General features: G+C 39.1%; 12 protein-coding genes. 10 read left to right on the top strand and 2 right to left on the bottom strand.

The features are described from left to right. Positions 1 to 50 precede the first annotated feature (50 nt). The 9 genes from glmM (at position 51) to BTR42_RS08405 (ending at position 9274) form a co-directional block, all read left to right on the top strand. Positions 51 to 1403 carry a phosphoglucosamine mutase gene (gene glmM / locus BTR42_RS08445; RefSeq protein WP_009854547.1) on the top strand — a complete coding sequence of 451 codons (1353 nt, stop codon included), beginning with the start codon at positions 51 to 53 and terminating at the stop codon, positions 1401 to 1403. 105 nt (positions 1404 to 1508) lie between these two features. Further along, positions 1509 to 2639: a radical SAM family heme chaperone HemW gene (gene hemW, locus BTR42_RS08440; protein ID WP_043878665.1), complete on the top strand. Its 1131-nt coding sequence runs from the start codon at positions 1509 to 1511 to the stop codon at positions 2637 to 2639. A 4-nt stretch (positions 2640 to 2643) separates the two neighbouring features. After that, positions 2644 to 3372: an acyl-ACP thioesterase domain-containing protein gene (locus BTR42_RS08435; RefSeq protein WP_077497326.1), complete on the top strand. Its 729-nt coding sequence runs from the start codon at positions 2644 to 2646 to the stop codon at positions 3370 to 3372. Further along, positions 3372 to 3995, top strand: coding sequence for an NUDIX hydrolase N-terminal domain-containing protein (locus BTR42_RS08430; protein WP_043878582.1), 624 nt, complete (start codon positions 3372 to 3374; stop codon positions 3993 to 3995). The genes BTR42_RS08435 and BTR42_RS08430 overlap by 1 nt, the downstream gene beginning before the upstream one ends. A 60-nt stretch (positions 3996 to 4055) precedes the next feature. Continuing rightward, positions 4056 to 4829 (top strand): TIGR01457 family HAD-type hydrolase, encoded by a 774-nt coding sequence (locus BTR42_RS08425; protein WP_012962176.1) that lies wholly within the window; start codon positions 4056 to 4058, stop codon positions 4827 to 4829. Further along, positions 4819 to 5499 carry a TIGR01906 family membrane protein gene (locus tag BTR42_RS08420; RefSeq protein ID WP_077497324.1) on the top strand — a complete coding sequence of 227 codons (681 nt, stop codon included), beginning with the start codon at positions 4819 to 4821 and terminating at the stop codon, positions 5497 to 5499. Before BTR42_RS08425 ends, BTR42_RS08420 begins: the two co-directional genes overlap by 11 nt. Position 5500: 1 nt before the next feature. Then, on the top strand, positions 5501 to 5671 hold the full coding sequence (locus BTR42_RS08415) for a hypothetical protein (protein WP_009854541.1): 171 nt from the start codon (positions 5501 to 5503) through the stop codon (positions 5669 to 5671). A gap of 120 nt (positions 5672 to 5791) precedes the next feature. Continuing rightward, entirely contained in the window at positions 5792 to 7261 is a 1470-nt protein-coding gene (locus tag BTR42_RS08410; protein ID WP_077497322.1) for a glycoside hydrolase family 1 protein, read from the top strand. Positions 7262 to 7273: 12 nt separating this feature from the next. After that, on the top strand, positions 7274 to 9274 hold the full coding sequence (locus tag BTR42_RS08405) for a beta-galactosidase (protein ID WP_077497320.1): 2001 nt from the start codon (positions 7274 to 7276) through the stop codon (positions 9272 to 9274). 22 nt (positions 9275 to 9296) lie between these two features. Here BTR42_RS08405 and BTR42_RS08400 read toward each other — a convergent pair whose 3' ends face one another. After that, entirely contained in the window at positions 9297 to 11102 is a 1806-nt protein-coding gene (locus BTR42_RS08400; RefSeq protein ID WP_167367613.1) for a sensor histidine kinase, read from the bottom strand. Between the two features lie 5 nt (positions 11103 to 11107). Further along, positions 11108 to 11716, bottom strand: a complete 609-nt coding sequence (locus tag BTR42_RS08395) for a YesL family protein (RefSeq protein ID WP_074657719.1) — start codon at positions 11714 to 11716, stop codon at positions 11108 to 11110. Between the two features lie 277 nt (positions 11717 to 11993). Between BTR42_RS08395 and BTR42_RS08390 the strand changes: the two genes are divergently transcribed. Further along, complete coding sequence (locus BTR42_RS08390) at positions 11994 to 12839, top strand: ABC transporter permease (protein ID WP_237394393.1); 846 nt, start codon at positions 11994 to 11996, stop codon at positions 12837 to 12839. Positions 12840 to 12847: the final 8 nt, after the last annotated feature.

Below are 12847 nucleotides of genomic sequence, written 5' to 3'. Positions count from 1 at the left end.
TTAGGAAATGAATTTAGTAATGGAGGAAGCGATTTTTCGCTAGTAGAATAATGGGAAAATATTTTGGTACAGATGGTGTTCGTGGAGAAGCAAATGTCGAATTGACACCTGAATTGGCGTTTAAATTGGGACGTTTTGGTGGCTATGTTCTTAGTCAGCATGAAACAGGACGTCCAAAAGTATTTGTGGCACGTGACACACGTATTTCAGGGGAATTGTTAGAATCTGCCTTGGTTGCTGGGCTTCTTTCTGTTGGGATTGAAGTTTACAAGCTTGGTGTTCTAGCAACTCCAGGGGTATCTTACCTAGTTCGTACAGAAAAAGCGAGCGCTGGTGTCATGATTTCAGCTAGTCACAATCCTGCATTAGATAATGGGATTAAATTCTTCGGTGGCGATGGTTTTAAATTGGCTGATGACCAAGAAGACGAAATCGAAGCATTACTTGACGCTCCAGAAGATACGCTTCCACGCCCTTCAGCTGAAGGTTTAGGAACATTAGTTGACTATCCAGAAGGACTTCGTAAATACGAAAAGTTTCTTGTTTCAACAGGTGTTAGCTTGGAAGGGATGAAAGTTGCCCTTGATACCGCTAACGGAGCTGCTTCTGTATCAGCGCGTGATGTTTTCTTGGATTTGGATGCTGATATTACTGTTATCGGTGAAAAACCAGACGGTCTTAACATCAATGATGGCGTTGGGTCAACTCACCCAGAACAATTGCAAGAATTGGTTAAAGAATCTGGCGCAGCAGTTGGTTTGGCATTCGACGGTGATAGCGACCGTTTGATTGCTGTTGATGAAAATGGCGACATTGTTGACGGTGATAAAGTCATGTACATTATCGGCAAATATTTATCAGAACGTGGACAATTAGCTCACAACACTATTGTTACAACGGTTATGTCAAACCTTGGTTTCCACAAGGCGCTTGACCGTGAAGGGATTAACAAAGCGATTACAGCAGTTGGTGACCGTTACGTTGTTGAAGAAATGCGTAAATCTGGTTACAACCTTGGTGGTGAACAATCAGGTCATGTTATCATCCTGGACTATAACACAACAGGTGATGGTCAGTTAACGGCTATTCAATTGACAAAAGTGATGAAAGAAACTGGCAAATCACTTTCTGAATTGGCTGCCGAAGTTACTATTTACCCACAAAAATTAGTGAATGTTCGTGTTGAAAATAGCATGAAGAGCAAAGCCATGGAAGTACCACCTATCGCTGATATTATCAGCAAAATGGAAGCTGAAATGAATGGCAATGGTCGTATTTTAGTGCGTCCAAGTGGTACTGAACCGCTTCTTCGTGTCATGGCAGAAGCACCAACAGATGAAGAAGTAAGCTATTACGTGGATACCATTGCTGACGTTGTTCGTAAAGAAATCGGTATTGACTAAAATCATTTTCATAAAAAGAGGAGTATGGGAAATGCGTTTTGCCTGCTCCTTTTCTTTCGTAATAAAGTCATTGGTTATCCTTGGCAAAAATGTTATAATAGCGTCATGTTAACAAAACCAACATCAGCTTATGTTCATATACCATTTTGTACGCAGATTTGTTATTATTGTGATTTTTCAAAAGTATTTATCAAAAATCAGCCTGTTGACGATTATTTGCAGGCTCTTATTCGTGAATTTGAGAGTTATGATATTAAACAATTGCGGACTTTATATATCGGAGGTGGAACGCCAACCTCAATTACCGCGCAGCAATTGGATTATTTGCTGACGAATTTGACAAAGCATTTAGATTTGAGCGTCTTAGAAGAATTTACCATTGAAGCAAATCCTGGGGATTTGACGGATGACAAGATTGAAGTGTTGAAGAAATCTGCTGTTAATCGTGTGTCGCTTGGTGTTCAGACTTTTAATGATAAGCAATTAAAGAGAATTGGGCGTAGCCACAATGAATCGCAAATTTATTCGACGATTGACCATTTGAAAACAGCAGGCTTTGATAATATTTCGATTGATTTAATTTATGCGCTTCCTGGTCAGACAATGGAAGATGTTAAGGAAAATGTTGCTAAGGCGATAGCGCTGGATATTCCTCATTTGAGTTTGTATAGTTTGATTTTAGAAAATCACACGGTTTTCATGAATAAAATGCGTCGTGGAAAATTGAATTTACCCCAAGAGGACCTTGAGGCGGAAATGTTTGAGTACATTATTGCTGAATTGGAAGCTAATGGCTTTGAGCATTATGAAATTTCTAATTTTACCAAGCCAGGTTTTGAAAGTCGTCATAATTTGATGTACTGGGATAATGCGGAATATTATGGTGTCGGTGCTGGGGCGTCTGGGTATTTAAACGGTGTTCGTTATCGTAATCGTGGGCCGATTCAACATTATTTAAAGGCTGTTTCTGAAGGAAATGCTAGGTTGTCAGAGGAGGTCTTGACCAAGGACGAAATGATGGAAGAAGAACTTTTCTTGGGCTTGCGTAAGAAATCTGGCGTTTCCATTGCAAAATTTGAAGAAAAGTTTGGCGTGTCTTTTGAAGAACGTTATGGTCAAATCGTGACAGAACTTTGTCAGCAGGGGCTTTTGGTGCCAGATGATAAGGTGGTTCGAATGACTAAAAAAGGTCTCTTTTTAGGAGACACGGTAGCAGAGAGATTTATATTGGAGTAATGACATGGGATTAAGTTATCAAGAAAATTATCAAGTACCTTTTTACGAAAGTGACATTAATCACAACATGAAATTGCCGCAACTTTTATCGTTAGTGTTGCAAGTTTCAGGGAAACAGTCACTTAGTCTGGGGATGAGTGATGATTATATTTATCAAACGTACAATCTTGTTTGGATTATCACAGAGTATGCGATTGAAATCGAGCGTTTGCCAAAATATACTGAAAATATCGTGATTGAAACGGTACCTACGGCTTATAATAAGCTCTTTTGTTACCGTGATTTCAATGTTTATGGTGAATCTGGTGATAAAATCATGACGATTCATTCGACTTTTGTCCTCATGGATTATGATAGCAGAAAGGTTCACCCTGTTATTGATGAAATCGTTGACGTTTATGATGTTGAAAAGATTAAAAAAATCTCTCGTGGTCCTCGTTACGAAAGCTTGGAAAATCCAGAAGAAACAACTTATCACGTTCGCTTTTTTGACCTTGATTTGAATGGTCATGTTAACAATAGCAAATACCTTGAATGGATGTATGATGTGTTGGACGTGGCGTTTTTAGAGGAACACATTCCACACCACATTAACCTCAAATACGTGAAAGAAGTCCATTATGGGCATGATATTAAATCACGTGTTGAAACAGATGGTTTGATAACAAAACATGAAATTGTTACCCAAGGTGCTGTTCATGCACAAGCTCGCATCGAGTGGAAGGAAAAATAATGACTGTTGATGATAAGAAGTGGGTTGATTGGCTTGTTCGTTTGCAATCTTTGGCACAAGCAGGGCTAGCTTATGGTCGCGATAAGTATGATATTGAACGTTTTAAGGAAATTCGAGAGATTGCAGTTGCAATGATGGCTGAATTATCGCAGTTACCAGCTCAGAAAGTGGCTGATTTGTTTGCTAACGAAACGGGCTATCAAACCCCAAAAATCGATACACGCGCAGCTATTTTTCAAGATGACAAGATTTTACTAGTGCAAGAAGCTAATGGAAAGTGGGCGCTGCCAGGTGGTTGGTGTGATGTTGACCAATCTGTGGCGGAAAACACGCTTAAAGAGGTGAAAGAAGAAGCTGGACTTGATGTGGAATTGGAGCGCGTGATTGCTATTCAAGACCGTGAAAAACACAATCAACCAGTTTCTGCTCACAAGATTTGTAAGATTTTTTCATTATGCCATGCCAAAGGTGGGCATTTTACAAAGAATTTAGAAACGATAGCAAGTGGGTATTTTGCGTGTGACAACCTGCCTGAGCTTGCTGAATCTAAGACAACGAAAGAGCAGATTGCGATGTGCTTTACTGCTTATTACGATGAGAATTGGAAAACACTAATTGACTAAGGATAGTCAGAGACTTTTTAGCTAGAAAGTCTTTTTGGTGTTGTAAAAATGGAGGAAAGAATGACTTATAAAGGCTATTTGATTGATTTAGATGGAACAATTTACAAAGGGAAAAATCGTATTCCTGCTGGGGAACGTTTTATTCAACGTTTGCAAGAACGTAATATTCCTTATGTTTTGGTGACGAATAATACAACACGCACACCAGAAAAAGTTCAAGAAATGCTTGCGACACAATTCAATGTGCATACACCGCTTGAAACGATTTATACAGCAACAATGGCGACGATTGATTACATGAATGACATGAATCGTGGAAAAACAGTTTATGTGATTGGTGAAACGGGTTTGAAAACAGCTATTGCTGAGGCTGGCTATGTTGAAGATACTGAAAATCCAGCATATGTGGTTGTCGGACTAGATACGCAACTAACTTATGAAATGCTTGCCGTTGCAACGCTTGCCATTCAAAAAGGAGCAGTCTTTATTGGAACGAATCCTGATTTGAATATCCCAACGGAGCGTGGGTTAATGCCAGGGGCTGGTTCGATTAATAAACTCTTGGAGACTGCAACACGTGTGCAGCCAGTCTTTATCGGCAAACCAAATGCGATTATCATGAATAAAGCTTTGGATGTTCTGGGAGTTAAACGTGAAGAAGCTATCATGGTTGGTGATAATTATTTAACAGATATTATGGCAGGAATTCAAAATGATATTGCTACTTTGCTTGTGACGACTGGTTTCACCAAACCAGAAGAAGTGCCTACCCTTCCAGTGAAACCTGACCATGTCCTTGCTAGCTTAGATGAATGGAATTTTGATGAAAAATAAACTTTGGACGTTTAGCACTTGGCTCTGGCTCCTTGCTCTAGCTGTCTTGGTAGCTATTTATGGTGCTTGGCTGATTTACCCTTTGGAAGTTGATTGGCTCAAACTAACCCTTCAGGTCACGATTACAAAAGACGACCTCTTGAAAAACTTTAATATTCTGATGACCTATCTGACCAATCCACTTTCGCACACCCTTTCTATGCCAGATTTCCCGTCATCAACAGACGGGCTCAAGCATTTTCGTGACGTTAAGCATTTATTTCACCTAGCGCAAGCTGTTTTTGTGGTGCTGCTGTATCCGTCTTGGCGTTTTTGGAAAAATAGCAGAGCTGAAAAATCACTTTTTCTACATCAAAGAGCGTTTACTTTAGCAGCTGTTTTACCTGTGCTAATTGCAGTAGCAGGATTGCTGATTGGCTTTGACCAATTTTTTACGCTATTTCATGAAGTGCTTTTCCCTGGTGATTCAACATGGCTGTTCAACCCCGCCACAGACCCAATTATCTGGGTTTTACCAGAGGAATTTTTCTTGCATTGTTTTATCATTTTCTTTGTCACTTACGAAGTTATTATGATTGGCTTACTTGTCATTGCTCGCCGTCAATTGACTAAACGTCTGCAAGACCAACAGAAACATCCGAAAACCATTAAGGTAGAAAGGAACGATTAAGATGTCCCTTGCATGGTATTATTGGCTATTATTTGCCGTTTCGTGGCTGTTTGCCATTCTTCTTTGGATTAAATCAACGACTATCCCTCAAAAATGGTTGAAAGCCCTCTTTGTGATTTGTGGCTTAATTGCCTTTGCCCTCCCATTTTTCTGGGGTTGGTTGGTGAGTTAGTAAGGAGAGACTAACCAGTCCAGTTTTTACTAGGAGATTATCTATTTTGTCCAGTTGTAAACTGGGCTTTTTTTATTTAGACTAAAAATGTAAACGAATACATTTTTAGAAGGAGCAAATATGTATCATAAGACGTTAGATGATTTTCCGAAAGAGTTTTTATGGGGAGCGGCATCGGCTGCTTATCAGGTCGAAGGTGCTTGGGATGCGGATGGTAAAGGCCCATCAGTTTGGGACCAATTTTCTAAGATTCCAAATAAGACCTTTGAAGGCACTAATGGAGATGTGGCAGTTGACCATTATCACCGCTACAAAGAAGATGTTGCTTTAATGAAGAAAATGGGCTTGAAAGCTTATCGTTTCAGTGTGGCATGGTCACGTGTCATTCCAGACGGTGATGGTCAAGTCAATCAAGCTGGTTTAGCTTTTTATGCTAATTTGATTGATGAATTGATTAGCAATGGCATTGAGCCTGTTTTGACGCTTTATCATTGGGATTTGCCACTTGCTTTGCAAGAACGCTATGGCGGTTGGGAATCACGCAAAACCATCAATGCCTTTTTGAAATATTGTGATATTTTGTTCACGGCTTTTAAAGATAAAGTGAAATATTGGGTGACCTTTAATGAGCAAAATGTTTTCACGACGCTAGGTTATCGTTTGGAAGCACACCCACCTGGAGTTCGTGATTTAAAACGAATGTATGAAGCTAATCATATTGTTAATTTGGCGAATGCGAAAGCAATTGCACTTTTCCACCAAATGGTGCCAAATGGTTTGATTGGTCCAAGTTTTGGTTATGGTCCTATGTATCCGTTGACGGCAAATCCAACAGACGTTTTGGCAGCTGAAAATGGGGAAGCCTTGAATAATAGCTGGTGGCTTGATGTTTATTGTAAAGGGCAATATCCTAAGGTTATTTTTAAACAGTTAAAAGCCTTGGGCTTGGCACCAACATTGGAGGAAGGTGACGACGAGATTTTGAAATTAGGCAAGCCAGATTTTGTCGGAATCAATTATTATCATGGCGGAACAGCTAAAGTTAATGGTTTTGAAGATACAGAAGAAGCTGTCGCTACGGATAAAGACTCGAATGTCACAGATCCTTATTTAATGCAAAATAATCGCAGCGAAGAAGCCTCACCAGAAAAAGTCATGTTTGCGGTTGTTGACAATCCTTATTTGGAAAAAACGGACTGGGGTTGGGAAATTGACCCTGCAGGGTTCAGAGTGGCTTTGCGCCGTATCTATGACCGTTATGACTTGCCAGTTTTTGTTACTGAAAATGGTCTAGGTGCCATTGATGAATTAACGGCTAACGGAGAAATTCATGACGATTACCGTATTCAATACCTCGAAAAACACCTGCTTGAGATGAAAAAGGCAATTACTGACGGTGTTGAGGTTATTGGTTACTGTGCTTGGTCGTTTACCGATTTGTTGAGTTGGTTGAATGGTTATAAAAAACGTTATGGTTTTGTCTATGTTAATCGTGATGAATATTCTGAAAAAGATTTGGCAAGAATTCCTAAGGATAGTTTTTACTGGTATCAAACTGTCATTGAAACCAATGGTTCTGATATCAACTAGCGGAGGCTTCAGATGACACAATTTCAAACGATATTATTTGGTGGAGATTACAATCCTGAGCAATGGCCAAAGGAAATTTGGCAGGAAGATATGCGCTTGTTTGACTTGGCTCATATCAATTCAACGACAATCAATGTGTTTTCTTGGGCAACGATTCAACCGTCAGAAAATGAGTATGATTTTGAACAGTTGGACGAGATTGTCAATATGCTGGTAGAGCGTGATTACAAGATTATTTTTGCCACCTCGACGGCGGCTTTACCTGCTTGGCTTTGTCGTCGTTATCCAGAAGTGACGCGGACAGATTTTGAAGGACGTCATCATCGTTTTAGTCATCGTCATAATGCATGTCCAAATAGCCCAGTTTTCCAATATTATGCTAAAAAATTAGCTGGAAAATTAGCAGAGCGTTACGGTCATCTTGACAATGTTGTTTGTTGGCATATTTCAAATGAATATGGCGGTGAATGTTATTGTGATAACTGTGCTAAAGCGTTTCGCGTATGGTTGAAAGCAAAATACGGCACAATTGAAGCGGTCAACAAAGCATGGAATATGCAATTTTGGGGGCATACGCTGTATGACTGGGATGAGATTGTCCTGCCTAATGTGTTAGGTGAAGCCATTGGAACTGAAAAAACAGCTTTTGCAGGGCTATCGCTCGATTATCGCCGTTTTATGTCGGATTCTATTTTGCAAAATTTCAAAGATGAGCGTGATGCGATTAGAGAATTTGATTCAAAAACACCTGTCACAACCAATCTAATGGGAACTTACAAGCCACTTGATTATTTCAAATTTGCGAAAGAAATGGACATTGTTTCGTGGGATAATTACCCTGCCTATAATACGCCAGCTAGTTTTACAGCTATGACGCATGATTTGATGCGGGGATTAAAGGCTGGACAACCTTTTATGCTAATGGAACAGACACCTAGTCAGCAAAATTGGCAACCGTATAATTCCTTGAAGAAGCCAGGTCAAATGCGAAGCATGAGCTATCAAGCCATGGCACATGGAGCGGATACGGTTCAATTCTTCCAGCTTCGTCGCTCGGTTGGCGGTTGTGAAAAATTCCATGGAGCAGTGATTGACCATGTGGGACATGAGCACACTCGTGTTTTTAGAGAAGTTAGTCAGCTTGGAGTGGAACTAGCTCGCCTTGGCGACCAATTTTTAGGAGCAAGAACACCTGCTAAAGTTGGTATTATCTTTGATTGGCCAAATTACTGGGGCTTAGAATACGCCAGTGGACCGACAATCGATTTAAAATATGTTGACCAAATTCATCATTACTATAAAGAATTGTACCGCCGTCAGATAGATGTTGATATGGTTAGCTTAGAGCAAGATTTCAGTCAATACGATCTTTTAATTGCACCGTGTCTATATATGGTCAACCAAGAGCAAACGCGAAAGATTGAAGACTTTGTGCGAAAGGGTGGGCATTTTGTTACAACGATGATGAGTGGCATTGTTGATGAGACAGATAATGTTCATTTGGGTGGTTACCCAGGACCGTTAAAAGATGTTTTGGGGATTTGGGTTGAAGAATTTGACGCCTTGCCACCAGAATATCGTGAAAATGTCCAATTTAAATCAGGGGAAAGAGCGAAAGCACAGCTCTTATGTGACGTTATTCATTTGAATGACGCGCAGGCATTGGCTTATTATGATAGTCAGGAATTTTATAATAGCTATCCTGTGGTGACACAAAATCATTTTGAAAATGGTAACGCTTATTATGTTGGCACAATGTTAGACGAAGTTGGTTTGTCAGCTTTGTTTGATAGCATTTTGGGAACACTAGGCATTGAAAGTCGGGTATTGCCAGACGGATTGGAATTAAAAACACGCCGCAAAGGTGATAAAACATATCAATTCTTAATCAATCACACAGCCCAAACAATCCCATGCAACTTAGCATTGACAGGCTATGATTTACTAAGCCAAAAGCAGATAGAAAATATCACAGAAATTCCAGCATTTGACGTGAAAATCATTGTACAGTAAAAAAGAGGTCAGCGACCTCTTTTTAGTTATCATCATCAACTTGTCTTTGGAGTGGGAAAAGGAGTTTAATCATGGTTCCTTGTCCTTTTATGCTGCTAATAAATAGTCCGTATTGATCACCGTAATACTGTTTAATGCGGTTGTGAACGTTTTTTAGTCCAATGTGGCTAGTGTCTTCAATGTCATTTTTAGAAATGTCCTCTTGAATGCGTGCGAGTTTAGCAGGTTCAATACCTACTCCGTTATCACTCACGCTAATGCAAAGGGTGTTAGGTTCTTGTAAGGAAATGGCTAGTGTCACAAAACCATTTTGAGCGACTGATTCTAAACCGTGTGAAATGGCATTTTCAATCAGCGGCTGAATCAAAAGTGGCAAAAGATAAATCTCTTTTGGATTGAGTTCAGGGTCAATGATACAGTTGTAATGGACACGTTCGCCAAAACGAAGTTGCTGAATTTGGGTATAAACTTGAATAGCATCTAATTCCTCTTGCAGGCTGGTAATGCGTTTTCCTTGATTGGACAAGGTGTAACGCATTGATTTTGACAGCAGGCGAATGGCATTAGCGACATCACGGTCTTTGTGCTGCAGAGCTGTCATCCGAATCGTTTCCAAGGTGTTAAATAAAAAATGTGGATTAATCTGGCTAGCTAGAATGCTAAATGCCATTTTTTGTTGCTGGTTGAGCAGTTCTTGCTCCGTGATTTTTGATTGATAAATTTCTTCTTCTTTTTTCTTGATGTGATTGATAATCTTGTGAAAATTAAGCGAAATGGTTGAAATTTCATCATGACCGGCGATTTCATTGAAGAAACTATAATCTTCGATAGAAGCACGGTAAACAGTCTCTTGAAGTTTTTGGATACGGCTTGAGAAAAATCGTGAAAAATAAAGCGTGAGTATAATGGAAATACTCAAAATGAAGATGAGAATGCCTGACCAGCGGAGCCCATTTTCAAGAATGGCTGAAAAAGCGTTAGTATCAAAAGAGTAGATATACACCGTATCCGAATTGGTACCATTTGACAATGGCAGAGCAGTGTAGGCTAATAATGTGGTTTGGTTGTTATTGTTGTGAACATAATTGGCGGCAACTTTTGTGCTGACACTTTCGTTAATGCTGATGGCTTTCGTGCTAACTTCAGAAAATTTATCAGAATAAAAAATCGTATCTTGGTTAAGAAACATCTGATTGAGATAATTGGAATTGTTGATTCTATTTTTTAAATAATTGTAATCCATTTTGATTTCAAGAACAGCCATGTTGTCCGACAAAGGCATGGGAACTCGTTGATAAATGGTCAAATATTGAAAGTCATCATCATCGTCAGGAATGGTTAGCCAGAAGGCACTCCATTGCTCACTAGCCTTTTCATACCAAGCTTCTTTTGCCATGTCATCATGTGTCATTGAGATGAAATGTTGGTAATTTGGCAGGCTTGTGTTATCACTATAAACTAAAATGCTTTTGATAGCAGTATCTTGCTTGTAAACATTATTAAGATATTGATAATTATCAATGGCTTGAGTAGCACTTTCATTATCAGAATAGTTTTCTTCTAGCAAGCTTCGCAGCTGGCTATCATTGGTGAGAGCGTCGGCGTATTTTTTGAAATTGCTGCACGTGTCATGGATAATGGAGCGTGTGTGCTGTGCATCTTGAGTGGCTAAACTATGATAGTTTACGTTTAATTGCCGTGTTGAGTCATACACCAGATAACCACCGATAATAAGCACAGAAGAGACCAGAATAGGTAAGATAATCAAACGGAGTTGATGCTTGATTGAAAAATCATTAATTGAATGCTTAAAAAAATTTATTTTCATATGTTTTATCGCCATTCAAATTTTTTAAATAATGATAATAGGCAAAAAGCAGAGCAATAAGCGCTTAACGAAGCTCCAAATAAGACAAGGAAAATCTTAAACGAACTCATAATCACTCCCAAGCAGAGTAATGCCACAGGAATAGAAAGAATGATAATGGAATGCCAAGGGGAAGCAATTGCCAATAAAAAACTGTTCTTGAGTGTCTGGCGTAAGCTGTTTTGATAGCGTCCGCTAAGCGCACAGCAAATGATAAATGCAACGATAAGAAGCAGAAGAAGTGCTAAACAAATCACTGCAAATATAGTTCCGATAGTTGTTTGGACTGAAAACCAAAATAAGGTTAAAAAGCTAAGCAGAGCTCCAGCCAGCAAGAAGATAAAACTAATCAGAAATCTATTTTTTAAATCGGATTTTAATTGAATAAGGTAGTCTTTTACGAGATAACCACTCTTGTCATCAGCGTATCGTAAGGTGACATAGAACAAAGAAGAAAGGGCAGGTCCAATGGTTATAATTGGAAAACACGTTATTAGAAACAAAAGATTCAATGCGATAAAATTGCAGATTTCAGTTACTGCTTGGAATAGTCGATTATTGTAGTCAAATTTCATGGAACTGCACCTCTTATCTTTCTGTATTCATTATAGCAAAAAGCCCAAATGAAAGGGCTTAATTTTTAGGGAATGTCTATTTTTTACAGTAAGGTGGTATAGTTTTAGCTAGTGGCAAACGGTTGAAAAGATGATATTATCTTTTATGTAAACGATTACAAGAGAGGTGAAGGTTATGATAAAACCTAGTTCGCACAAATCAAAACAGACCATAAGCGACAGGCATTCCCGCGAAGGGAAAGTGATGTTTTTAACGGTTCTCCCTTTTTTGATTTTAGTGTTTCTATTTTCTTATTTCCCGCTGCATGGTTGGATTTATGCTTTGTATGATTACAAGCCAGCTCTGGGGCTGTCGGGAAGTGAATTTGTTGGTTTGAAATGGTTCAAGATGATTGTTTCTAGCAAGACCCAATTAGACCAACTGGTACAAGTAATGAAAAATACATTTGCCATGAGTTTCTTGGGCATTGCGACATCATTCTTTCCAGTTTTATTTGCCATTTTTCTAAATGAAATTAAGAGCAAATGGTTTAAGAACATCGTTCAAACCTTGACAACATTGCCAAACTTTATCAGTTGGGTGCTTGTTTACACGATTGCTTTTAGCCTTTTCTCAAGCACTGGTTTGGTTAATACGTTATTAGAGCATTATGGCATTATTACAGAGCCTGTTAAGTTCCTCGATAGTGATAAACATACTTGGTTAATCATGTGTCTGTGGGGCATTTGGAAAGGACTAGGTTGGGGAGCTATCATGTACTTGGCTGCGATTGCTGGGATTGATCCTGAATTGTACGAATCAGCACAGATTGACGGTGCTAACCGTTTTGATTTAATGCGTCATATTACCTTGCCAGCTCTTATGCCGACTTACTTGGTAATGTTGATGTTGTCTATTGCTAATTTATTAAGTAATGGTATGGATCAATATTTTGTATTCCAAAACGCCTTTAACAAAGAACATATCCAAGTTTTGGATTTATACGTTTATAATATCGGTCTTGGTGGTAGTAGTTTATCATTTGCCACAGCACTTAGTATGTTGAAGAGTGTTATCAGTGTGGTTTTATTGGCAGTTGTTAATATTGCTTCCAAGAAAATCCGTGGCACAAGTATTGTTTAGGGTGGTAG

Origin of the sequence: Streptococcus gallolyticus subsp. gallolyticus DSM 16831 (genome assembly GCF_002000985.1) — a bacterium.
GTDB lineage: Bacteria > Bacillota > Bacilli > Lactobacillales > Streptococcaceae > Streptococcus > Streptococcus gallolyticus.
The sequence above is the reverse complement of the archived record's forward strand: the minus strand, read 5'-3'. Positions and strand labels throughout refer to the sequence as shown.

What these genes read in the sequence shown, in the direction of transcription:
- glmM (WP_009854547.1), top strand. Translation starts at nt 51, where the DNA reads ATGGGAAAATATTTTGGTACAGATGGTGTTCGTGGAGAAGCAAATGTC.
- hemW (WP_043878665.1), top strand. Translation starts at nt 1,509, where the DNA reads ATGTTAACAAAACCAACATCAGCTTATGTTCATATACCATTTTGTACG.
- BTR42_RS08435 (WP_077497326.1), top strand. Translation starts at nt 2,644, where the DNA reads ATGGGATTAAGTTATCAAGAAAATTATCAAGTACCTTTTTACGAAAGT.
- BTR42_RS08430 (WP_043878582.1), top strand. Translation starts at nt 3,372, where the DNA reads ATGACTGTTGATGATAAGAAGTGGGTTGATTGGCTTGTTCGTTTGCAA.
- BTR42_RS08425 (WP_012962176.1), top strand. Translation starts at nt 4,056, where the DNA reads ATGACTTATAAAGGCTATTTGATTGATTTAGATGGAACAATTTACAAA.
- BTR42_RS08420 (WP_077497324.1), top strand. Translation starts at nt 4,819, where the DNA reads ATGAAAAATAAACTTTGGACGTTTAGCACTTGGCTCTGGCTCCTTGCT.
- BTR42_RS08415 (WP_009854541.1), top strand. Translation starts at nt 5,501, where the DNA reads ATGTCCCTTGCATGGTATTATTGGCTATTATTTGCCGTTTCGTGGCTG.
- BTR42_RS08410 (WP_077497322.1), top strand. Translation starts at nt 5,792, where the DNA reads ATGTATCATAAGACGTTAGATGATTTTCCGAAAGAGTTTTTATGGGGA.
- BTR42_RS08405 (WP_077497320.1), top strand. Translation starts at nt 7,274, where the DNA reads ATGACACAATTTCAAACGATATTATTTGGTGGAGATTACAATCCTGAG.
- BTR42_RS08400 (WP_167367613.1), bottom strand. Translation starts at nt 11,102, where the DNA reads ATGAAAATAAATTTTTTTAAGCATTCAATTAATGATTTTTCAATCAAG.
- BTR42_RS08395 (WP_074657719.1), bottom strand. Translation starts at nt 11,716, where the DNA reads ATGAAATTTGACTACAATAATCGACTATTCCAAGCAGTAACTGAAATC.